This window comes from Klebsiella sp. H-Nf2, from assembly GCF_002806645.1.
In the GTDB taxonomy this organism is placed as follows: Bacteria; Pseudomonadota; Gammaproteobacteria; order Enterobacterales; family Enterobacteriaceae; genus Klebsiella; species Klebsiella variicola.
This window is the reverse complement of the sequence record NZ_PIBL01000001.1, coordinates 949685-971971: the sequence shown is the minus strand read 5'-3', so window position 1 is coordinate 971971 and position 22287 is coordinate 949685. Positions and strand designations below refer to the sequence as shown.

Below are 22287 nucleotides of genomic sequence, written 5' to 3'. Positions count from 1 at the left end.
GATATCATCAACAAAATGAAGAACAAGCAAACGCCGCGGCAGGCGCTGAACCTGCCGGCAGGCTATTTTGGCATGGTGCTCGGCACCATCGGAATGGGCTTCGCCTGGCGCTACGCCAGCACGCTCTGGCCGGTTAGCCGCAGCATCGGCGATGGTCTGGTGATGCTGGCGATCGCGATGTGGGCGCTGCTCAGCATGGCGTTTATCAGCCGGGCGATTCGCTTTCCGGCGAGCGTGCTACGGGAGATGCGTCATCCGGTCAGCAGCAGCTTTGTCAGCCTGTTTCCGGCCACTACGCTGCTGGTGGCGATCGGGCTGGTGCCCTGGTGGCGACCGCTGGCGCTGGGATTGTTTGTGCCGGGGGTGGCGCTGCAGCTTGCCTATGCCGCCTGGCAAAGTGGCGGCTTGTGGCGGGGGACGCATCCTCACGAGGCCACCACGCCGGGGCTCTATCTGCCGACGGTGGCCAATAATTTCATTAGCGCGATGGCCTGCGGCGCGCTGGGATTTACCGACGCCGGGCTGGTGTTCCTCGGCGCCGGGGTCTTCTCCTGGTTGAGCCTCGAGCCGGCGATCCTCCAGCGTCTGCGCAGCGCGGGCGAGCTGCCGACGCCGCTGCGCACCTCGCTGGGGATCCAACTGGCGCCTGCGCTGGTGGCCTGCAGCGCCTGGCTCAGCGTCAACGGCGGGGAAGCGGATACCTTCGCGAAGTTGTTGTTTGGTTACGGCCTGCTGCAGTTGCTGTTTATGCTGCGCCTGATGCCCTGGTATCTTCGCCAGCCGTTCAATGCTTCCTTCTGGAGCTTCTCGTTCGGTATTTCCGCACTGGCCACCACCGGCCTGCATCTCGGCCAGGCCAGGGCGGACGGCTTTTTTCACCATCTGGCAATGCCGCTGTTTATTTTTAGCAATCTGGTTGTCGGCCTGCTGTTACTGCGCACAATTTTGCTGTTAGTGAGCGGGAAACTGCTGGTACAGGTCGACCGGGAAACACTCCTGAATAAGAAGGAAAGATCATGACAACGCGTGACGCGGATTATTTTAGTGAAAAATATGGCCTGACACGCACCCATTCCGAGGTGCTGCATGCTGCGACGGTGGTGCCGCCGGGGCGGGCGCTGGATCTGGGCTGTGGCAACGGGCGTAACAGCCTTTATCTGGCGGCGAACGGATTCACGGTGACGGCGTGGGATAAAAATCCGATGAGCATCAATAATCTGGAAAGTATTCGCGCTGCCGAGGCGCTGGAAAATCTCCGCACCGCGGTAACAGACCTCAATAACCTGACCTTTGATGGGGAATATGACCTGATCCTCTCCACCGTGGTGATGATGTTCCTGGAGCCTGACACCATCCCGGGCCTGATCGCCAATATGCAACGCTGCACCGCCGCAGGCGGCTATAACCTGATTGTGGCGGCGATGGATACCGAAGACTATCCCTGCACCGTCGGCTTTCCGTTTGCCTTTAAACCCGATGAGCTTCGTGAATATTACCAGGGCTGGGAGCTGCTGAAATACAATGAGGACGTCGGCGAGCTGCATCGCACCGACGTCAACGGCAATCGCATCAAACTGCGCTTCGCCACCCTGTTGGCGCGCAAGCCTGCCTGATATGCGGCGGCGTGGGGAATCAGGACGTGGCCCGCGCCGCGTAGTAAGGTGAAGAGCAGGAAATATAAGCGACGAAGTCCCCGTAAAAAAGAGGGATAAAAAGCAGGCTTCTGCCTGTTTTAAGTGATTATTTAATAACGTAATGTTCATCCTATCAATATTTGTAAATCTTCCTTGACGAAGCCCATTTTTTGTCACAAAACTAGTGGGTCTTATTTGCTATAACGTCTGCCGAAAAAAAACTGCATTTACAGGGATCTCTCTATGCGTACTCGCGTGTTATTGAAAGTCGCCGCTCTGGCGGGGATGTTAGCGTTGACCGGCTGTGCGTCGAAAGTGGCGCAACCGAATCAGTATTCGGGCTTCTTAAAAGATTATTCCAACCTGAAAGAAACGACCTCCGCCTCCGGCAAGCCTGAGCTGCGCTGGATCGATCCAAACTACAATCCGGCCAACTACGATAACGTCGTGTACCATCCGGTAACCTATTATCCCGTCCCGAAACCGACCACCCAGGTAGGAGAAAAGGCGCTGCAGGATATTCTGAATTACACGAACAAAGAACTGAAACAGGCTATTTCGGAGCGTAAACCGCTGGCCACTACCGCCGACAAACGCAGCCTCATCTTCCGTGGCGCGATCACCGGTGTGGACTCCAGCAAAGAGGGACTGCAGTTCTATGAAGTGATCCCGGTCGCCATGATTGTTGCGGGTACCCAGGCCGCCACTGGCCATCGTACTATGGACACCGACCTCTATTTTGAAGCCGAACTGATCGACGCCAGCACGAACAAGCCGGTGATCAAGGTTGTTCGTAAAGGGGAAGGCAAAACCCTGGCCAATGAAAACACGCCGCTGACCGTCGATACCCTGAAGCAGGTGATCGATGATATGGCAGTGGACGCCGTCAAATTTGACCCTTCTCAGCGTTAATCGCACCAGCGCCGTCTGACCGCCGGCGCTGTTCTCCCTGCCATCGCCTTCTCAGGCCAGCTTGCGACGCAGCAGCAGCTGTTCCGGTTTGGCAAACATCACCAGGTTACCCAGCAGGATCAGCGCCAGCCCGATAACGGCGTTGCTGTGCCAGATATACCCTTCATAGACGGTGGAAATGGATAACGCCACCAGCGGAAACAGCAGCGTACTGTAGGCGGCTTTGCTGGCGCCGATGCGTCCCACGAGAGTGAAATAGGCCCCGAAGGCGATCACTGAGCCGAACAGCGCCAGGTAAAGCAGGGCGCCAAGGTAGCTGACGGTCCACTCCGGCGTAAAGTTATCGCCACGTAGCAGGGCGATAGCGCCCATCACCAGCGTGCCGTAGAGCATCGCCCAACTGTTGGTGGTCAGGGTTTCCAGCCCTCGCCGCTGGTGGCGAATGCTGAACATATTGCCCAGTGAAAAGCCGTAGGTGCCCAGGGCGCTCAGACCGATCCCCCACAGCAGCGAGGCGTTCAACCCGTTGGCCAGCAGGTCATCCCAGAACAGCGTGACAATACCGGCCAAACCCAGCGCGGCGGCGGCCCAGAAGCGGCCCGGCGGCTGCTGGCGGAAAAAAAGGAAGCTGTTAATGGCGTTAAACAGCACCGCCATGGAAAAGATAACCGATTCCAGCCCGGTATTGATCCAGGCCGCGGCCGTGTAAAAACACCAGAAATTAAAGCAGAAAACGCAGCAACCCTGCAGCAGGCAGCAGAGGTGATCTTTCGCGCGCAGCGGCCGCAGCCGTCGCGTGACAAGCAGAACCGCCAGCATCGTGACGCTGGCCACGGCGAAACGCCAGAAAATGGATACCGGCGCCGCCACCGGCCCCTGCTGTAAAAAAATCGCAATCCACGTCGTTCCCCAGATAACGACAACGAGTGCATAAAGTAATGCGTTCACCCTGACTCTCCTCTGCCTGTTGAAGGGAGGAGTATGCCGCCTGTCACAACCGGCAGCTTTCACCCGCTTGTTGTCGGCTTGCAAATTCTTGCGCTTATTTGTCATTCGCCTGCGGTGAGGACTGGAAACCGCACCGGAGTCTCCCTAGACTAGAGCTTTTACGGGCAGATGCGTGAAGGCGATGGGTTACGGGACGTTTGAAACATTACGGCGACAGAACGCGGTGCTGCGGGGCACGGTGGAGCTGAATTCCGGTATTCAACTGGCCGCCTGGTACAACAATTGCGATACCGTGACGGTGCGCAGCGATCACCATACGTTAAGCCTGTACGTCGCCGATGGCTATGAAAGCTATCAAAAGACGCCGCACGGCTGGAAAAATGGCGGCGGCCCGGATCGCTTTTGTCTGATGCCGAAAGGCGATGAGAGCGTCTGGGATATCCGCGGCGATCTGTCGTTTGTGCATCTCTACTGTACCGATGAGCATCTGCGCCGCGTCGGCGAAGAGGTGTGGGATCGTAGCCCGGCAAACTTCACTCTGCAGGAAAAAACCTTCGCCAGCGATGACAAAATCACCGCGGTGTACCGCCAGTTTTTGCTGGCCAATGACTGGCGACAGCCGGCGAACCAGTTGACCCTCAGCGCCGCCAGCAGCTTATTGCTCACCCATCTTATCCAGCACTATTCCACCGTACAGTGGCGTTTGCCGACGGTCACCGGAGGGCTGGCGCCGGGCGTAAAGCGTCACGTGCTGGCCTGGATCGACGCCCACCTCGATCAGCCGCTGACCCTGGCCGACCTGGCGCAGCAGGCGGGACTGAGTGAATTCCATTTTGCTCGCATGTTCCGCCAGTCGCTGAATATGGCCCCGCATCAATACGTCATGCAACGGCGAATGGCGAAAGCGCAAAATCTGCTCTGCCACAGCGCGCTGGCGCTAACCGAGATTGCGCTGGCCTGCGGCTTCAGCTCCGCCAGCCATTTCAGCCATCGGGTCAAAGCCGCCACCGGCCTGACGCCGTCCCAGCTACGGGCGGCGCAGCGCGGATAAGACGCCGTAGCTCACCCCACCGAGCACCACGCCCCAGAAGGCCGACCCAATTCCCGCCAGCGTCACGCCGCTGGCGGTGACCAGGAAGGTCAGCACCGCCGCATCGCGTTCACTGGCCTGATGTACCGCCTGAAACAGGCTGCCGCCGATGGTGCCGAGCAGCGCCAGGCCGGCCAACATCTGGATCCACGCCGTCGGTAAGGCCGACATCAGAGCGGTGATCGACCCGCCAAACAGACCGGCCAGCAGATAAAAACCGCCTGCCGCCATGGCCGCCAGCCAGCGCTGTTGCGGATCCGGATGCGCTTCCGGACTCTGGCAAATCGCGGCGGTGATCGCCGCGATGCAGAGGGAGTACACCCCAAACGGCGCCAGCAATAGCGCCAGTCCTCCACAGACGACGAGCAGTGCCGACACCGGTACGGTGTAGCCGGATGCCTGCAGGGTGGCGAACCCGGGTGCGTTCTGCGAGGCCATGGTGACGAGGAAAAACGGCAGGCCGACGCTGAGCAGCAGCGCCGGGGTAAACTGCGGCGCGATCCACTCCGGTGCCGCGAAGGCCAGCGGTACGGCCGTCCTGGCGACGTCCCCGGAGGCCGCCGCGATCAGCGCCCCCACCACCAGCGCGGCGACTACCGCGAAGCGGGGCCACAGCGCTTTACAGAGAAGCCAGGCGGCGAGCATGCCGCCGCACAGCAGCAGATGGTCCTGCAAGCCGGCGAAGGCCTGCAAACCGAAACGCAGCAGGATCCCGGCCAGCATCGCGGCGGCCAGCGAATGGGGAATGATCTTCATCAGCCGGGCAAACAGGCCCGTCACGCCGCAAAGGACGATCAGCGCGTTGGCGAAGATAAACACCCCCACGGCCTCGGCGAGGGTGACCCCCTGTAGACCGCTGACCAGCAGCGCGGCACCCGGCGTTGACCAGGCGGTGAGCACAGGAACTTTACGCCAGCCGCTCAGCGCAAGGGTGCTGATACCCATGGCGAGGCCAAGGGCCGTCATCCAGCCGGCGATCTGCCCGGGGGTAGCGCCAGCAGATGCAGCAGCTTGCCAGATAATGGCGGCTGAACTGGCGTAGCCCACCAGTACAGCGACGAAACCCGCCAACAGCGTGGGAAGAGGAAGGGTAAACGAGCGCATAGGGTTCTCTTGTGCGTTATAACATACGAATACTCTATCACTGTGCGTTATAGCGCACAAGGTGCGGATGTGGAGAGCGTAAGACAGCTGTTCGCATCGGTGATATGCCGAGAAACGCCCTGTAGAATCAGGCAAATGGGGATATACTCTTGCCTGTACAAGTCAGGAGGTAGGATGAATATTGCGCAACATCTGGCGGCAACGCTCAAAACCCTGCGCCAGCAGCGTGGCTGGAGCTTGTCGCGTCTGGCAGAAGAGACGGGGGTGTCGAAAGCCATGCTGGGGCAGATTGAGCGTAATGAATCGAGCCCGACGGTGGCGACGCTGTGGAAGATTGCTACCGGACTGAACGTGCCGTTTTCGGCGTTTATCGTTCCGGACGCCAGCGCGGCGCCTTCCGCTTTTGATCCGCAGCAGCAGGCGATGGTGGTGACCCCGGTCTTCCCGTGGGATCCGGAGCTGCGCTTTGACCATTTTTCGATAACCCTTGCCCCCGGCGCGTTGAGCGAATCGACGCCGCATGAGAGAGGGGTGATTGAACATGTGGTGGTGATTAGCGGCGCCCTGGATCTCTGTTTACAGGGAGAGTGGCATTTACTGCAGCCAGGTGAGGGACGGCGCTTCGCCGGCGATGAGGCGCATGCGTATCGTAACCGCGGCGTTCAGGCGGCCCATTTCCATTCTCTTATCCATTATCCAAAAGAAAAAACCGCGGGCGAACCCGCGGCCAGACAAGATGACTGATGATAACCACTCACAACGTGACGAGGAAAATCCGGAATACGTGATGACAGTACGCTGCGCGAGGATGTGAAGGAACTATCTTTTCCATCAATACTTTGCTGAAAAATGAAAATTCGTCGTCGCGCGGCGGTGGAAAAGGTTTTCGTCTGTGCCCGGTTCTGACTACAATAGCCGCCATTTCGACCCCCTTATACTGGATAACAACACGCGTATGCGCCTGCACAATCATCGTCTTGAACTTCTTAGTCCTGCCCGCGACGCCGGTATCGCTCGCGAAGCGATCCTCCACGGCGCCGACGCCGTTTATATCGGTGGGCCTGACTTTGGCGCTCGTCACAATGCCAGCAACAGCCTGAGCGACATCACCAGTCTGGTGCCTTTTGCCCATCGCTATGGCGCCAAAATCTTTGTCACACTGAACACCATTCTGCATGATGATGAGCTGGAGCCGGCGCAGCGGCTGATTACCGATCTTTATGAGGCGGGCGTTGACGCGCTGATTGTGCAGGATATGGGGATCATGGAGCTGGATCTGCCGCCGATTGAGCTGCACGCCAGCACCCAGTGCGATATCCGCAGCGTGGAAAAAGCGAAATTTCTCTCCGACGCCGGCTTCAGCCAGATCGTGCTGGCGCGTGAACTGAATCTCAGTCAGATCAAAGCCATTTACGACCATACCGACGCGACCATTGAATTCTTTATTCATGGCGCGCTGTGCGTGGCCTATTCCGGTCAGTGCAACATTTCGCACGCCCAGACCGGACGTAGCGCCAACCGGGGCGACTGCTCGCAGGCTTGCCGCCTGCCGTATACCCTGAAAGACGATCAGGGACGGGTGGTGGCCTATGAAAAACATCTCCTGTCGATGAAGGACAACGATCAGACCGCCAACCTGGCGGCGCTGATCGACGCCGGGGTACGTTCCTTCAAAATTGAAGGCCGTTACAAAGACATGAGTTATGTGAAAAACATCACTGCGCACTACCGTCAAATGCTGGATGCCATTATCGAAGACCGCGGCGACCTGGCGCGCGCCTCGGCAGGGCGCACCGAGCACTTTTTTATTCCGTCTACCGATAAAACCTTCCACCGCGGCAGCACCGATTACTTCGTCAATGCCCGTAAAGGCGACATCGGCGCCTTTGATTCGCCGAAATTTATCGGGCTGCCGGTGGGCGAAGTCTTGAAGGTGGGGAAAGACCATCTTGATGTCGAAGTGAGCGAACCGTTAACCAACGGCGATGGCCTTAACGTGATGATCAAGCGTGAAGTGGTGGGCTTCCGTGCCAATACGGTGGAGAAAACCGGCGAAAATCGCTATCGGGTGTGGCCGAACGAGATGCCGGCGGATCTGCACAAAGCGCGTCCGCACCAGGCGCTTAACCGTAACCTCGATCACAACTGGCAGCAGGCGCTGCTGAAGACCTCCAGCGAACGCCGCATCGCCGTGGACGTTACGCTGAGCGGCTGGCAGGAACAGCTGGTTCTGACCATGACCTGTGAAGATGGCGTCAGCGTGACCCATACACTCGACGGAGAGTTCGCCGAAGCCAACCAGGCAGAAAAAGCGCTGGCCAATTTGCGTGACGGTGTCACAAAACTGGGGCAGACCATTTACTACCCGCGCGAGGTGCAGGTCAACCTGCCGCCGCTGTTTGTCCCCAACAGCCTGCTCAACCAGCTGCGTCGTGAAACGGCTGAAATGCTGGATGAAGCGCGCCTCAACGCCTGGCAACGCGGCACCCGCAAGCCGGTCTCCGTACCGCCGCCGGTCTATCCGGAGACCCATCTCTCCTTCCTCGCCAACGTCTATAACCATAAGGCGCGGGCCTTTTACCAGCGCTATGGCGTACAACTGATTGACGCCGCCTATGAAGCGCACGAAGAGAAGGGCGATGTGCCGGTGATGATCACCAAACATTGTCTGCGGTTTGCCTTCAACCTCTGCCCGAAACAGGCGAAAGGCTCCATCAAGAGCTGGAAAGCCACGCCGATGCAGTTGATCCACGGCGATGAAGTGCTGACCCTGAAATTTGACTGTCGCCCGTGCGAAATGCATGTCGTCGGGAAGATTAAAAATCACATCCTCAAAATGCCGCTTCCAGGGAGCATCGTCGCCTCCGTCAGCCCGGATGAGCTGATGAAGACCCTGCCGAAACGCAAAGGGGCCTGATCCAGCACGACGCTACTGGCAGTGAGGCGCCCGCGGTTTGCGGGCATCCTGCCAGCGGTGATGCTCGCGCAGGTCGGCGGCAGCCTCCTCGCACTGACTGCGAAGCTCATCGCTATCCGCCTCGTGCAGCAGTTGCTGTTCGAGGCTTTGCACCGGAAAGTAATCGTGCCCCTGACGGTGGGCCAGCAGATGTCCTGAAAAAAGCGCGCACAGCAACAGCAGCGCGCTCATGCTTCTCCTCAACATACCTTTTCTCTGCGAATCAATGGCGTGGGCTTACTATGCCAGGCGCTGTGCAGGTTTTTTTCTCGGCTTCTCAAAGAAGGGCAAGAGTTTGTCAATGTCAGCTGAAAGAAGGTGAAAAAAAGCCTGGCGCAGAAGGCCAGGCCTGAGGGGTTATGCTTTTGGCGGCAGTGGTTTCCCGCTGTGCTCGCCGCCTTTTGGCGGCTGCTTGCCGTCATGCTGCGGCTGCTTGCCGTCACGCTGCGGCTGCTTGCCGTCACGCTGCGGCTGTTTGCCATCATGCTGCGGCTGTTTGCCGTCACGCTGCGGCTGTTTGCCGTCATGCTGCGGCTGTTTGCCGTTGTGTTGCGCTTGCTTACCATCGTGTTGGCCTTTTTTCGCCGGCGGTTTACCCTGATGCTGCGCGCCTTTTTCTGGCGGCGGCGGCGGGGTGTCGGCAGCGAAAGCCCATGACGATATTCCCAGCGTCATCACGGCGGACAGTAAAGCTAACTTCTTCATAGCAATATCCTTTCTTCTGATGTATCGCCGTATTTCATCAGGCAAAAGTGAAGATAAGATGGAGAAGTCCCTTTTCGGACTTCTCTGCATCCCACTCAGACTTTTAGCCCTGCGGCGGTCATCAGCAGGCGAAACAGCAGGCTGATGGCGGCCAGCGTCAGTACGCTGCCTCCCCAGATCGCGATCAGCCACAGCAGACGTTTAGGCCAGGCAGTATGCATCAGTGATATCCCTCCCCGGGCTGAACTTTGCCGCGGAACACGTAATAGCTCCAGCAGGTGTAGCCAAGAATGACCGGAATAATCAGCAGTGCGCCCACCAGCATAAAGCCCTGGCTTTGCGGGGGAGCGGCAGCCTGCCACAGCGTGATGGCCGGCGGGATAATATGCGGCCAGATGCTGATCCCCAGTCCGCTAAAGCCGAGAAAGACCAGCCCCAGCGTCAGCGTGAAGGGCGAAACATGGCGGTCGCGCTGATGCAGCGTGCGCCACAGCCAGCCGCTGATGAGGAGCACCAGCAGCGGCACCGGCAGCAGGAAATAGAGATTCGGCAGGCTGAACCAGCGGGCGGCAATTGCCGGGTGCGCCAGCGGAGTCCACAGGCTGATGACGGCAAACACCGCCAGCAGGGCAACCAGCAGCTGCCGCGATGCGCTGCGCATCCGCTGCTGCAGCGCGCCTTCACTTTTCATCACCAGCCAGGTGGCGCCGAGCAGCGCATAGGCCACGCACAGCCCGAGTCCGCAAAACAGGCTGAACGGGGTCAGCCAGTCAAACATGCCGCCGCTGAAGCTACGGCCGCTGACCGGGAAACCGTTGATCACCGCCCCGACCACCACGCCCTGGCTGAAGGTCGCCAGCAGGGAACCGCCAAAAAAGGCACGGTCCCAGAAGGGTCGGTGCGACGGGGTGGCCTGGAAGCGAAACTCAAAGGCGACGCCGCGAAAAATCAGGCCGATCAGCATCAGGGTCAGGGGGATCGACAGGGCGTCGATTATCACCGCGTAGGCGAGGGGAAAAGCGCCAAACAGACCAGCGCCGCCCAGTACCAGCCAGGTCTCATTGCCATCCCACACCGGGGCGACGCTGTTGACCATTACGTCGCGCTCGGTGCTGCCCCGTACTGTGCCGAACAGCATGCCGATGCCCAGATCAAAGCCATCCATGACAATGTACATCAGCGTGGCAAAGACGATAATCACGAACCAGATCACCGATAATTCGATACCCATTAGCGGGACTCCTTCTGCAGATAACCTTCAGTGGCGGCGGACAGCGGGCGGGCTGGCGTACCGGTTGTCGCGGATTGCACCTCCTGCGGCCCCTTGCGGATCAGACGCAGCATATAGCTGTAGCCGACGCCGAAGACGGCGCTGTAGACCACGATAAAGGTCAATAAACTGACCGACATATGCAGGTCACCGTGAGCGGAAACGGCGTCTGCAGTGCGCTGAACGCCATACACCACCCATGGCTGACGGCCCACTTCGGTGGTCACCCAGCCAGCGAGAATAGCAATCAGTCCTGAAGGGCCCATCCACAGCGCAAAGCGCAGAAATGGCCGTGAATGGTACAGTCGGCCGCCGCGACGCAGCCACAGGGCCAGTACGCCGAGCAGGAGCATCAGCATGCCAAGACCGGCCATCAGGCGAAACGACCAGAACACCACGGTAGCGTTGGGGCGATCCTCAGGAGCGAACTCTTTCAACGCCGGCACCTGTTTATCAAGGCTGTGGGTGAGGATCAGGCTGCCCAGGGCCGGGATCTCAAGCCCGTAGCGGGTGCGCTCCTGCTCCATATCAGGCCAGCCAAACAGCAGCAACGGCGTTGGCTCGCCCGGCGGGTTTTCCCAGTGGCCCTCAATGGCGGCTATTTTCGCCGGCTGGTGCTTCAGGGTATTCAGACCATGCATATCGCCGATCAGCGCCTGGACGGGGGCAACCAGCAGCGTCATCCAGAGCGCCATAGAGAACATCTTACGGATCGCCGGCGACTGATTGCCGCGCAGCAGATGCCAGGCCGCCGAGGCGCCGACAAACAGCGCGCTGCTGAGAAACGCCGCCACTGTCATATGCAGTAAGCGGTAGGGGAATGACGGGTTAAAGATCACCGCCAGCCAGTCGACGGGCACCACCTGGCCATCGACGATCTCAAACCCTTGCGGGGTCTGCATCCAGCTGTTAGAGGCGAGGATCCAGAAGGTCGAGATGATGGTGCCCAGCGCCACCATACAGGTGGCGAAAAAGTGCAGCCCTGGCCCCACGCGGTTCCAGCCGAAGAGCATCACTCCGAGAAAGCCTGCTTCCAGAAAGAACGCTGTCAGGACTTCATAGGTCAGCAGGGGGCCGGTAATGCTGCCCGCGAACTGAGAGAAACCGCTCCAGTTGGTGCCGAACTGATAGGCCATCACCAGCCCGGAAACCACCCCCATGCCGAAGTTGACGGCGAAGATTTTTGACCAGAAGTGGTACAGCGAGCGCCAGGTGGGATTTTTGCTTTTCAGCCACAGGCCTTCGAGTACCGCCAGGTAGCTGGCCAGCCCAATGGTGATGGCGGGAAAGATAATATGAAATGAGACCGTAAAGGCGAATTGAATTCGCGCAAGATGGAATGCATCAAGACCGAACATGCAGTACTCCACAACAAAATTGATTCAGCGCAATTTTAGGAAGGGAGGAGGCTAGGGGGCAGAAGCAGTCCGGCCATTTTTTATCATAACAGTTGGCCGCTGTTATGATTTTTCACCTCTCGTCCAGATCATCGGCCGGCACGAATAAATACCGATGGGGTGGGTCGCTTAACCAACAGACCAGCGGAGATTTGCTGTTATCCCGGGGTCGGTTGTTCGGCGGACTCGGCCGCCGGCACGGCACTGTTTCTGGCCGGCATAATATATCCCGGATGTCACACGTTACTGTATTAATTCTCGCGATATTGTATAACGAGCTTTAGCACAATTTATTCTCACTCATTAGTATGAGAATAAGTAAAAGTGCTGAGCGGGTTAATCGTAAATTAAATAATAATAAATTGTCGGCTCTGCGGGTAATTTGTACTGTATGAGTTCGGGAATAAATAAAAAGGAATGCCCATGTCTGAAAAAGGATTACAGAGTCTGTGCATTACGCTCGGCGTGATGTTTATCTTTTGGTTTGCGTTAATCTCGCTATTCTGGGTGGCGATATTTTAAACCCATCCCGTGCTATGACGGAGACGCGACTGCCGCTTCAGGTATAACAGTTACAGGAAACTATGATTTTTTTGTAACTGATATATGATAAAGGGAGGTTAACGTACGGGGACGGCCGCAATGAAAAAGTATCAACAGCTGGCGCAGCAGCTGACCGAACAGATCGCGCTTGGCGTCTGGTTGCCTGGCGATCGGCTGCCGTCGCTGCGCGAGCAGGTGATCAGCAGCGGCATGAGCTTTATGACCGTCAGCCATGCCTATCAGCTGCTGGAAAGCCAGGGGCGCATCGTCGCCCGTCCACAGTCGGGTTATTATGTCGCCCCCCAGCCGGTGAAGCTCCGGCAGCCGTCGCCACCTGCCCTGGTGACCCGCGATGAAGCTGTCGATATCAATACCTATATCTTTGAGGTGCTCCAGGCCAGCCGCCAGGCGTCGATGCTGCCCTTTGCCTCGGCCTTTCCGGACCCGCGTCTCTTCCCGCTGCAGCAGCTTAACCGCTCGCTGGCGCAGGTGAGTAAAACCGCCACCGCCATGAGCGTCATTGAGAACCTGCCGCCGGGCAATGCGGAGCTGCGGCACGCCATTGCCCGACGCTATGCCCTGCAGGGGATGAACATCTCGCCGGACGAGATCGTCATTACCGCCGGGGCGCTGGAGGCGCTTAACCTCAGCCTGCAGGCGGTGACCGAGCCGGGCGACTGGGTGGTGGTGGAAAACCCCTGTTTCTACGGCGCCCTGCAGGCGCTGGAGAGGCTGCGCCTGAAGGCGCTGTCGGTGGCGACCGACGTCAAAGAGGGCATTGACCTGACGGCGCTGGAAGCGGCCCTGCAAAATTACCCGGTCAAGGCCTGCTGGCTGATGACTAACGGGCAAAACCCGCTCGGCTTCACCCTTAGCGCCGAAAAAAAAGCGGCGCTGGTGGCGCTGCTGGCGCGCTATAACGTGATGCTGATAGAAGATGATGTCTACAGCGAGCTTTACTTTGGTCGCGAGAAACCGCTACCGGCGAAATACTGGGACCATCAGGATATGACGCTGCACTGCAGCTCGTTTTCAAAATGTCTGGTGCCCGGGTTTCGTATCGGCTGGGTGGCGGCCGGCAAACAGGCGCGGCGGATCCAGCAACTGCAACTGATGAGTACGCTCTCCACCAGCTCGCCGATGCAGTTAGCCCTGGTGGATTATCTGTCCACCAAGCGCTATGACGCCCACCTGCGCCGTTTGCGCCGCCAGCTGGCGGAGCGTAAACAGCTGGCCTGGCAGGCGCTGCTGCGCCATCTGCCGCCGGAGGTTATCATCCACCACAGCGACAGCGGCTACTTTCTGTGGATTGAACTGCCGGAAGGGGCCGACGCCAGCGCGCTAAGCGCCCGGGCGCTGGCGTCGCACATCAGCATTGCCCCGGGAAAAATGTTCTCCACCTCCGCCAGCTGGACCTCGTTTTTCCGTTTTAATACCGCCTGGGGCTGGGGAGAACGCGAAGAGCAGGGGGTGAGGCGGCTGGGTGAACTTATTCGTGAGCAGCTTACCTGACGACTCAGGCTATTTTTCGTCGCCATCAACTCTCGGAAAAAATAAATGCGGGTGAGTTTTTATCAAGGCCGGTCATTATTTTACCGGCGCTCACCATAGGAAATATGCATACCCCTCCTTTTTCTCTAACTCGTTGTCTATAATCCATAAAGTCCTGCTTGTGTTGGCGATTTTTGCGTAATGCGTCCCGGGTCACAACCTGAATAAATTCCCCAGGGGGCGTTAATCCGCTGACTACCCTTATTTCAGGAGATATTTTTACGGCACGGCTGCCGCTAATTACCTTGTGACAGGAGTAACACCTGATGAGCAAAAAATTTGCCCGTTGCAGCCTTTATGTGCTGAGTATGGCCTGTTTGACCGTGCAGGCGGCGGAGCCACTCACCTCGCTGGATAAACCGGAAGGGCGGCTCGATATTATTGCCTGGCCGGGGTATATCGAACGCGGCCAGACTGACAAGCAGTACGACTGGGTCACCCAGTTTGAAAAAGAGACCGGGTGTCAGGTTAATGTCAAAACCGCCGCTACCTCTGACGAGATGGTCAGCCTGATGGCCAAGGGGGGCTACGATCTGGTGACCGCGTCGGGCGATGCCTCGCTGCGTCTGATCATGGGCAAACGCGTTCAGCCGATTAACACCGCGCTGATTGCCGGCTGGCACACCCTCGACCCACGTATTGCGCAAGGGGCATGGTTTAACGTCGGCGGTAAAGCCTACGGCACGCCGTATCAGTGGGGGCCGAACCTGCTGATGTACAACACCCGCGTATTCCCGACGCCGCCGGACAGCTGGAGCGTGGTCTTCGTTAAACAGAACCTGCCGGACGGCAAAACCAATCAGGGACGCGTGCAGGCCTATGATGGCCCGATCTATATCGCTGACGCCGCGCTGTTTGTCAAAGCCACCCAGCCGCAGCTGGGGATCGAAGATCCTTATCAACTGACCGAAACCCAGTATAACGCGGTGCTGAAAGTGCTGCGCGACCAGCAACCGCTGATCCATCGCTACTGGCATGACGCCACCGTGCAGATGAACGACTTCAAAAACGAAGGGGTGGCCGCCTCGAGCTCGTGGCCCTATCAGGCCAACGGCCTGAAGGCTGAAGGCCAGCCCATCGCCACCGTGTTTCCGAAGGAGGGAGTGACCGGCTGGGCGGATACGACCATGTTGCACAGCGAAGCGAAGCATCCGGTCTGCGCCTACAAATGGATGAACTGGTCGCTCACGCCGAAGGTGCAGGGCGATGTGGCGGCCTGGTTCGGCTCGCTCCCGGTGGTGCCAGAGGGGTGTAAAGCCAGCGCGCTGCTCGGTGATAAAGGCTGTGAAACCAACGGCTATGACCAGTTTACCCGGATCCACTTCTGGAAAACGCCGGTTGCCGAAGGCGGGAAATTCGTACCCTACAGCCGCTGGACTCAGGACTATATTGCGATAATGGGCGGCCGCTAAGGACGGGAGGCAGACAATGACGTACGCGGTCGAGTTTCAGAATGTTTCGCGCCTGTACGGCGATGTGCGTGCCGTAGATGGGGTTAGCATAGGTATTAGGGATGGTGAATTTTTCTCGATGCTGGGGCCCTCCGGTTCGGGCAAAACCACCTGCCTGCGGCTGATTGCCGGTTTCGAGCAGCTCTCCGGCGGCACCATCCGTATTTTCGGTCAGCCGGCCAGCGAACTGCCGCCCTGGCAGCGGGATGTGAATACGGTGTTCCAGGACTATGCGCTGTTTCCCCATATGTCGATCCTCGACAACGTCGCCTACGGCCTGATGGTCAAAGGCATGGCGAAGAAAGCGCGCCATGCCCGCGCCCAGGAAGCGCTGGAAAAGGTGGCCCTTGGTTTTGCTCATCATCGCAAGCCTTCTCAGCTCTCCGGCGGCCAGCGGCAGCGGGTCGCGATTGCCCGGGCGCTGGTGAACCAGCCGCGGGTGCTGCTGCTCGATGAGCCGCTGGGCGCGCTGGATTTGAAACTGCGCGAGCAGATGCAGGTGGAGCTGAAAAAGCTGCAGCAGTCGCTGGGGATCACCTTCATCTTCGTGACCCACGACCAGAGCGAAGCGTTGTCGATGTCAGACCGCGTGGCGGTGTTTAACAATGGGCGCATCGAACAGGTGGATGCGCCGCAGGATCTCTATCTGCATCCGAAGACCGCGTTTGTCGCTGGCTTTGTCGGTACCGCCAACGTTTTTGAAGCCGAGGCGGCCCGGCGATTGTGCGGCATGCCGGGCAGCTGGTCGCTGCGTCCGGAGCATGTTCGCCTGCAGGGCGGCGGCGAGGTTCAGGTACAGGGCGTGGTGCAGGCGGTACAGTATCAGGGGGCGGCGACACGGATTGAGCTCAGGCTGGCGGAGGGGGACAAGCTGCTGGTCAGCCAGGCGAATATCGATGGCGCGGCGGCAGCCAGCGCCCCGCGGATGGGGCAAACAGTGCTGGCGTCATGGTCGCGGTCAGCGATGACCCCGCTGGAAAGCGGAGGCTGAGATGACCATGACGATGATTCCTGCGCAGGCCGGGCGCGTATCCGGGATCTTCTGGCGTCGGCCAGCATTGGGCCTGTTTTTACTGCTGCTCGGGCCGCTGATGTGGTTTGGCATCGTCTATCTGGGATCACTCCTGACCCTGCTATGGCAGAGTATTTATACCTTTGACGACTTCACCATGTCGGTGACCAGCGACTTTACGCTGGCCAACCTGCGGGCGCTGTTCAACCCCGCCAATTACGACATTATTGTCCGTACCCTGGTGATGGCCCTGAGTGTGACGCTCGCCAGCGCCATTCTGGCGCTGGCGATGGCCTGGTACATGGCTCGCTATACCAGCGGCAAAATGAAGGCTTTCTTTTATATCGCGGTGATGTTGCCGATGTGGGCCAGCTATATCGTCAAAGCCTACGCGTGGGTACTGCTGCTGGCCAAAGATGGTGTGGCGCAGTGGTTTCTGGGCCATCTTGGACTCGAAGGGGCGCTGAATGCGCTTCTGACCGTCCCGGCGGTCGGCGGCAACACCTTGTCCACCTCCGGGCTGGGACGCTTTCTGGTGTTCGTCTACATCTGGCTGCCGTTTATGATCCTGCCGGTGCAGGCGGCGCTGGAGCGCATTCCGGGCTCCTTGCTGCAGGCGTCGGCCGATCTTGGCGCCGGGCCACGACAGACCTTCCGCTATGTGGTTCTGCCGCTGGCTATCCCCGGCATTGCCGCCGGATCGATTTTCACCTTCTCGTTGACGCTGGGCGACTTTATCGTGCCGCAGCTGGTCGGGCCGCCGGGGTACTTTATCGGCAACATGGTCTACTCGCAGCAGGGGGCGATAGGCAATATGCCGATGGCGGCGGCGTTCACCCTCGTGCCGATCGTGCTGATTGCCCTTTATCTGGCGTTCGTCAAACGTCTGGGAGCCTTCGATGCACTCTGAACGCGCACCCTGGTATCTGCAACTGGCGACCTGGGGCGGCGTGGTGTTCCTCCACTTCCCGCTGCTGATCATTGCCATCTATGCTTTTAATACGGAGGATGCGGCCTTCAGCTTTCCGCCGCAGGGGCTGACGCTACGCTGGTTTAGCGAGGCTGCAGGGCGTAGCGATATTCTCGAATCCGTGACGTTGTCACTTAAAATTGCCGCCCTGTCGACGGCCATTGCCTTAGTACTTGGCACGCTGGCTGCAGGTGCCCTGTGGCGCAGCACTTTTTTTGGTAAGAATGCGGTATCGCTACTGCTGCTGTTACCGATCGCCCTGCCGGGGATCATTACCGGCCTGGCGCTGCTGACGGCGTTTAAAGCCGTCGGTCTCGAGCCAGGGCTACTGACCATTGTGGTGGGGCACGCGACCTTTTGTGTGGTGGTGGTGTTTAACAACGTCATCGCCCGCTTTCGTCGGACCTCGTGGAGCCTGGTGGAAGCCTCGATGGATCTGGGCGCGACCGGCTGGCAGACCTTTCGCTACGTGGTGTTGCCCAATCTGGGATCGGCGCTGCTGGCGGGGGGAATGCTGGCCTTCGCGCTGTCGTTTGATGAAATTATCGTCACTACTTTTACTGCGGGGCATGAGCGTACATTGCCGCTGTGGTTACTGAATCAGCTGGGGCGGCCGCGCGATGTGCCCGTCACCAACGTTGTCGCGCTGTTGGTGATGCTGGTAACGACGATACCAATCTTAGGGGCCTGGTGGCTCACCCGCGACGGCGATAACGACGCCGGAAACGGGAAATAAAACCATGAAACAGGATAATGCTATGCAACACAACCTTTTGATAAACGGTAAGTTAGTGGCAGGTGAAGGCGAAAAGGTGCCGGTATACAACCCTGCGACCGGCGATGTGATCCTGGAGATTGCCGAAGCGACAGCGGCCCAGGTCGATGCCGCCGTTGAGGCGGCGGATCGGGCGTTCGATGCCTGGAGCCAGACAACGCCGAAAACGCGCTCGGAATGTTTGCTGAAGCTGGCGGACGCCATCGCGGCGCAGGCGGAGACCCTGGCGCAGCTGGAGTCGCTGAACTGCGGCAAGCCGTTGCACTGCGTGATTAACGATGAGATGCCGGCCATTGCTGACGTCTTCCGCTTCTTCGCCGGCGCCGCCCGCTGCCTGCCGGGAATGGCCGCCGGAGAGTATCTCGAAGGGCATACCTCAATGATCCGCCGCGACCCGGTGGGCGTGGTGGCCTCCATTGCTCCGTGGAACTATCCCCTGATGATGGCGGCCTGGAAGCTGGCCCCGGCGCTGGCGGCAGGCAACTGCGTGGTGATAAAACCCTCGGAGATCACTCCCCTGACGGCGCTGAAGCTGGCGGAGCTGGCAAAAGATATCTTCCCCGAAGGGGTGATCAACGTGCTGTTTGGCCGCGGCAAAACGGTAGGCGACCCGCTGACCTCGCACGCCAAAGTGCGAATGGTTTCGCTGACCGGGTCGATTGCCACCGGGGCCCATATCATCAGCCATACCGCCTCGTCGATCAAACGCACCCACATGGAGCTGGGCGGCAAGGCGCCGGTCATTGTTTTTGACGACGCGGATATCGATGCGGTAGTCGACGGGGTACGAACCTTCGGCTTTTATAACGCCGGCCAGGACTGCACGGCTGCCTGCCGGATCTACGCTCAGCAGGGTATTTACGACCAACTGGTGGAGAAACTCGGGGCGGCGGTGGCCAGTCTGAAAATGGGCGCGCCAGAGGATGCCTCTACCGAGCTGGGACCGCTGAGCTCGCTGGCGCATCTTGAAAGGGTTAGTGCCGCAGTGGAAGCCGCTAAGGCACTGCCGCATATTAAAGTGGTCACCGGCGGTCGCCGGGCTGACGGCGCGGGCTACTACTTCCAGCCGACGCTGCTTGCCGGCGCCCGGCAGGAAGACGCCATTGTGCAGCGCGAAGTGTTTGGCCCGGTGGTCAGTGTGACGCCTTTCAGCGATGAAGCGCAGGCCCTGAGCTGGGCGAATGATTCCCAGTATGGTCTGGCGTCCTCAGTATGGACGAAAGATGTAGGCCGCGCCCACCGGCTTAGCGCCAGGCTGCAGTATGGCTGCACCTGGGTCAACACCCACTTTATGCTGGTGAGCGAAATGCCGCACGGCGGCCAGAAACTGTCGGGCTACGGAAAGGACATGTCGATGTATGGCCTTGAGGATTACACCGTGGTCCGCCATGTCATGGTTAAGCATGGCTAAAGCATTGACCCTTTAGTGGCTGGCGATGATTGCGCGACGGTTGTGTTAGTTCGCTAATAGTCACAATGGCAAAAATTGTCAAAACTCAGCGAGGGGGATATGAGATTATTCTGATGCCCCTTCAAGAGCTAAGCCAATGTGAGTGCCGGAGATAAGCGCCGGATGGGGTCCGCCAGTCACCCTGGGCGCGTTGCGCCCGGCGGGTGAGGCGACAGCGTCGCGGTTCGCGAGCGTATACCGGCCTCTGCCTGTTGGCAGGGGCTTTTTTATGCCCGCCGCGTCGCGGGATGAAGACCGAATGGCCATCAGGAAGCGCATCGTCTGCCCGCCATTCAGCGCTTGGTTTTTTTGCTCGGCAAACTGGCGCTACGACGGTCACGAATATAGGAAATAAGATTATACACCGCCGCGACCAACAGGATCAGCGCGATGACCAGCGTGATGATTCCGGACATATCCACCTCGAAATATAAAAAGCGCCCTGGCGCCAAAACATTACCAATAGTTATGAATGTAAGTATTATCTGAAGGGAAGGCAAATGATATTTGTTGTCATTTAGCGCTATTTTTGGCGATTAACCGCGAGATCCACAATGAAGGGTTTATGTAACAACGGCTTGTAGCGGCCTTTTATCGTATTAAGATGGAGGCCCAGCACGGAATATCGCATTTTTGGTGAACGCGGCGACAATCTTTTCCCCCTGAGAACGGGGATATATTATCTTTATCAGGCCAATCGAATTGCCCTGAACCGAAATTATTTCACGACTATAAATAAGGATTTAATATTTGCTGTTATTGCATGATATTTGTTCTGAATATTAAATATTCCGTGAGGCGGGCAAAATGCAGGCTGCAGGGGCGCGTGGGCGCTCCCGGGTTTGACTTTCCGTCGCTGCTCATGCGATCATTTAGCGCATATTAGGTTTTAACGTTGATGTCGCTGTGAAAATTTTGGCTTTTATTCTGCTGGCTATCGGCGCTGTGACGCTGAGCTATGGTAACGCCCCGGCAAAACGCATTCAGGGCTGTGAGAACGCGGGAGTGGGGCAGGCCGTCTGCGCTGCCGCCGAATGGGATAGTGAACAGATGAATTTTCTGCCGCACTATAACCCGGAGCTTAATAAGGTTATTGCGGCAGGCCAGTCAGCACCTGTCGCTTATAACCTTTATAATATCGCCCGTGTTCGCGCGTAAAAAAGCAGCCCCAGGGGGCTGCTTTTTTAGGTTTCGTTGCTGAGTAAAATCATTAAAACCAGCCAAATCTCACGGACAGCAGGCTGATAAGTACGCACGCGGCGCAGACATTAATCAGAATGACGGTTTTGCTGGAGACATCCATAACGCCACCTTAATGAGTAAGTCCCTAAAGGTATAGTACGGCGCCTTCGGTTGCGCTATCGGATTAAGACGAATCAGGCTTTATTCTCAATATTCAGCCCGTTTCTGAATTTGTTATACAGGTATCTCTGAATCACGACGTCATGGCAGATGATCATCCCACCATGGAACGCCCCTCAGGGAAGGAAGAGTAAGAATGACGTTATATCAAAAAATGCTGGTGTTTTACGCCATTATGGGCGTGATATGCGCCGTGATTAGCTGGTTTTTGACCAAAGAGAGCCGGGTGATCCGCCTGCTGGCGGCCCTGTTGATCGGCGCCACCTGGCCGTTCAGCTTTCCGATGGCGCTGCTCGTCTCGCTGTTTTAACCCTCAGATGCCGGACGGCAGAAAAGGGTGGCGGAAAGGGTAAGGTTACTGTATAAAAAAACAGTAATCTTATCATGGAGGCATACAGGTGAACGGTTTCTTTTCCTCCGTCGCAGGCGCCACGCTGCGTTGGCTCGATCTTCCGGGAGATGGCCTCCCGGTGGTGTTTATCCACGGTCTCGGCTGCGCGTCATCCTACGATTATCCCCGCGTCGCCAGCGATCCTGCGCTGAACGGACGGCGTAAAATACTCATCGATCTGCCAGGCTTCGGCTACAGCGATAAACCGCATGACTTTAGTTACAACATACATATTCAAGCGCAAGTCGTGGAGCAGCTACTTAACCATCTGTGCCTGCAGCGCTTCGCGCTGTTCGGTCATAGCATGGGAGGAAGCATCGCCATCGAAGCGGCGGGGCTGTTGGGCGAGCGCGTGACCACGCTGCTGGTCTCAGAACCCAATCTGTTTGCCGGCGGCGGTGAGTACAGCAGGCGCATTGCGGCGCAGACAGAGGCGGCCTTTATTGCCGAAGGCTATGCCAGAATGCTGGCTGAGGAGCGCTCGCCATGGGCTGGCTGTTTGCAAAACAGCGCGCCCTGGGCCGTCTGGCGGGCCGCCAGCAGCCTGATGCGCGGCAGCGATACCCCCTGGTTTACTCAGCTCTGCCAGCTGCGCTGTCAAAAAAGGCTGATCGTCGGCGAGCTCTCGCTGCCTTATGCCGATATTGACCTGACTGAGGCGCAAGGGATCCCGGTCGGGATTGTGCCCCGCGGGGGGCACTCGATGGCGTGGGAGAATCCGCAAGGGCTGGCGCAGATCATCGCCAGCCAGGGTTAAAAGAATACC

The 22287-nt window shown here is 58.4% G+C and carries 25 protein-coding genes; 15 read left to right on the top strand and 10 right to left on the bottom strand.

Annotated features, from left to right (window positions below; all coding sequences use genetic code 11):
• Positions 1–15 precede the first annotated feature (15 nt).
• The 3 genes from tehA (at position 16) to CWM58_RS04780 (ending at position 2546) form a co-directional block, all read left to right on the top strand.
• Positions 16–1020: a dicarboxylate transporter/tellurite-resistance protein TehA gene (gene tehA, locus CWM58_RS04790; RefSeq protein ID WP_100680385.1), complete on the top strand. Its 1005-nt coding sequence runs from the start codon at positions 16–18 to the stop codon at positions 1018–1020.
• Positions 1017–1613 (top strand): tellurite resistance methyltransferase TehB, encoded by a 597-nt coding sequence (gene tehB, locus CWM58_RS04785; protein ID WP_100680384.1) that lies wholly within the window; start codon positions 1017–1019, stop codon positions 1611–1613. Before tehA ends, tehB begins: the two co-directional genes overlap by 4 nt.
• Positions 1614–1877: 264 nt before the next feature.
• Entirely contained in the window at positions 1878–2546 is a 669-nt protein-coding gene (locus CWM58_RS04780) for a DUF3313 domain-containing protein (protein WP_061154410.1), read from the top strand.
• Between the two features lie 51 nt (positions 2547–2597).
• Here CWM58_RS04780 and CWM58_RS04775 read toward each other — a convergent pair whose 3' ends face one another.
• Positions 2598–3494: a DMT family transporter gene (locus CWM58_RS04775; protein ID WP_074385686.1), complete on the bottom strand. Its 897-nt coding sequence runs from the start codon at positions 3492–3494 to the stop codon at positions 2598–2600.
• A gap of 181 nt (positions 3495–3675) precedes the next feature.
• On the opposite strand from CWM58_RS04775, the gene CWM58_RS04770 reads away from it, so the two are divergent.
• Positions 3676–4545 carry an AraC family transcriptional regulator gene (locus tag CWM58_RS04770; protein ID WP_061154412.1) on the top strand — a complete coding sequence of 290 codons (870 nt, stop codon included), beginning with the start codon at positions 3676–3678 and terminating at the stop codon, positions 4543–4545.
• Here CWM58_RS04770 and CWM58_RS04765 read toward each other — a convergent pair.
• On the bottom strand, positions 4522–5688 hold the full coding sequence (locus CWM58_RS04765) for a benzoate/H(+) symporter BenE family transporter (protein ID WP_074385687.1): 1167 nt from the start codon (positions 5686–5688) through the stop codon (positions 4522–4524). The two genes, CWM58_RS04770 and CWM58_RS04765, sit on opposite strands and share 24 nt — an antisense overlap.
• 174 nt (positions 5689–5862) lie before the next feature.
• Here CWM58_RS04765 and CWM58_RS04760 point away from each other — a divergent pair, with 174 nt between their 5' ends.
• Positions 5863–6432 carry a helix-turn-helix domain-containing protein gene (locus CWM58_RS04760; RefSeq protein ID WP_061154414.1) on the top strand — a complete coding sequence of 190 codons (570 nt, stop codon included), beginning with the start codon at positions 5863–5865 and terminating at the stop codon, positions 6430–6432.
• 10 nt (positions 6433–6442) lie between these two features.
• Here the strand turns inward: CWM58_RS04760 and CWM58_RS04755 are convergent, their stop codons facing one another.
• Complete coding sequence (locus tag CWM58_RS04755) at positions 6443–6610, bottom strand: hypothetical protein (RefSeq protein WP_165785099.1); 168 nt, start codon at positions 6608–6610, stop codon at positions 6443–6445.
• Between the two features lie 33 nt (positions 6611–6643).
• On the opposite strand from CWM58_RS04755, the gene CWM58_RS04750 reads away from it, so the two are divergent.
• On the top strand, positions 6644–8605 hold the full coding sequence (locus tag CWM58_RS04750; protein WP_100680381.1) for a peptidase U32 family protein: 1962 nt from the start codon (positions 6644–6646) through the stop codon (positions 8603–8605).
• A gap of 12 nt (positions 8606–8617) precedes the next feature.
• On the opposite strand, the gene CWM58_RS04745 is transcribed toward CWM58_RS04750, so the two are convergent.
• The 5 genes from CWM58_RS04745 to CWM58_RS04725 form a co-directional block, all read right to left on the bottom strand.
• A complete protein-coding gene (locus tag CWM58_RS04745; RefSeq protein ID WP_061154416.1) occupies positions 8618–8851 on the bottom strand; it encodes a DUF2554 family protein in 234 nt (77 codons plus the stop codon).
• 150 nt (positions 8852–9001) lie between these two features.
• Positions 9002–9349 carry a hypothetical protein gene (locus CWM58_RS04740; RefSeq protein ID WP_100680379.1) on the bottom strand — a complete coding sequence of 116 codons (348 nt, stop codon included), beginning with the start codon at positions 9347–9349 and terminating at the stop codon, positions 9002–9004.
• Between the two features lie 95 nt (positions 9350–9444).
• Positions 9445–9570, bottom strand: a complete 126-nt coding sequence (locus CWM58_RS04735) for a DUF2474 domain-containing protein (RefSeq protein ID WP_048271748.1) — start codon at positions 9568–9570, stop codon at positions 9445–9447.
• The gene (gene cydB / locus CWM58_RS04730; RefSeq protein ID WP_100680378.1) at positions 9570–10580 is read right to left on the bottom strand and encodes a cytochrome d ubiquinol oxidase subunit II; all 1011 of its coding nucleotides are present in this window, start codon (positions 10578–10580) and stop codon (positions 9570–9572) included. Before cydB ends, CWM58_RS04735 begins: the two co-directional genes overlap by 1 nt.
• Positions 10580–11977, bottom strand: a complete 1398-nt coding sequence (locus CWM58_RS04725) for a cytochrome ubiquinol oxidase subunit I (RefSeq protein ID WP_100680377.1) — start codon at positions 11975–11977, stop codon at positions 10580–10582. The genes cydB and CWM58_RS04725 overlap by 1 nt, the downstream gene beginning before the upstream one ends.
• 681 nt (positions 11978–12658) lie before the next feature.
• Here CWM58_RS04725 and CWM58_RS04720 point away from each other — a divergent pair.
• The 6 genes from CWM58_RS04720 (at position 12659) to patD (ending at position 19729) form a co-directional block, all read left to right on the top strand.
• Complete coding sequence (locus CWM58_RS04720; protein WP_100680375.1) at positions 12659–14071, top strand: PLP-dependent aminotransferase family protein; 1413 nt, start codon at positions 12659–12661, stop codon at positions 14069–14071.
• Positions 14072–14376: 305 nt separating this feature from the next.
• Positions 14377–15522: a putative ABC transporter substrate-binding protein YdcS gene (gene ydcS, locus CWM58_RS04715; RefSeq protein WP_100680374.1), complete on the top strand. Its 1146-nt coding sequence runs from the start codon at positions 14377–14379 to the stop codon at positions 15520–15522.
• Positions 15523–15538: 16 nt separating this feature from the next.
• Positions 15539–16552 (top strand): ABC transporter ATP-binding protein, encoded by a 1014-nt coding sequence (locus CWM58_RS04710; protein ID WP_008804681.1) that lies wholly within the window; start codon positions 15539–15541, stop codon positions 16550–16552.
• Between the two features lies 1 nt (position 16553).
• Positions 16554–17483: an ABC transporter permease gene (locus CWM58_RS04705; protein WP_100680372.1), complete on the top strand. Its 930-nt coding sequence runs from the start codon at positions 16554–16556 to the stop codon at positions 17481–17483.
• Positions 17473–18279, top strand: a complete 807-nt coding sequence (locus CWM58_RS04700; RefSeq protein ID WP_008804683.1) for an ABC transporter permease — start codon at positions 17473–17475, stop codon at positions 18277–18279. Before CWM58_RS04705 ends, CWM58_RS04700 begins: the two co-directional genes overlap by 11 nt.
• 22 nt (positions 18280–18301) lie before the next feature.
• Positions 18302–19729 (top strand): aminobutyraldehyde dehydrogenase, encoded by a 1428-nt coding sequence (gene patD / locus CWM58_RS04695; RefSeq protein ID WP_012541560.1) that lies wholly within the window; start codon positions 18302–18304, stop codon positions 19727–19729.
• Positions 19730–20061: 332 nt separating this feature from the next.
• On the opposite strand, the gene CWM58_RS28365 is transcribed toward patD, so the two are convergent.
• Complete coding sequence (locus CWM58_RS28365; protein ID WP_004175940.1) at positions 20062–20184, bottom strand: small membrane protein; 123 nt, start codon at positions 20182–20184, stop codon at positions 20062–20064.
• Positions 20185–20674: 490 nt separating this feature from the next.
• On the opposite strand from CWM58_RS28365, the gene CWM58_RS04690 reads away from it, so the two are divergent.
• Positions 20675–20926 carry a hypothetical protein gene (locus CWM58_RS04690; protein ID WP_100680371.1) on the top strand — a complete coding sequence of 84 codons (252 nt, stop codon included), beginning with the start codon at positions 20675–20677 and terminating at the stop codon, positions 20924–20926.
• 52 nt (positions 20927–20978) lie between these two features.
• On the opposite strand, the gene yncL is transcribed toward CWM58_RS04690, so the two are convergent.
• Complete coding sequence (gene yncL, locus CWM58_RS04685) at positions 20979–21071, bottom strand: stress response membrane protein YncL (protein ID WP_012968073.1); 93 nt, start codon at positions 21069–21071, stop codon at positions 20979–20981.
• Positions 21072–21266: 195 nt separating this feature from the next.
• On the opposite strand from yncL, the gene CWM58_RS04680 reads away from it, so the two are divergent.
• Entirely contained in the window at positions 21267–21440 is a 174-nt protein-coding gene (locus CWM58_RS04680) for a GhoT/OrtT family toxin (protein WP_008804686.1), read from the top strand.
• An 88-nt stretch (positions 21441–21528) separates the two neighbouring features.
• On the top strand, positions 21529–22278 hold the full coding sequence (locus CWM58_RS04675; RefSeq protein ID WP_100680370.1) for an alpha/beta fold hydrolase: 750 nt from the start codon (positions 21529–21531) through the stop codon (positions 22276–22278).
• The last annotated feature ends 9 nt before the right edge of the window (positions 22279–22287 follow it).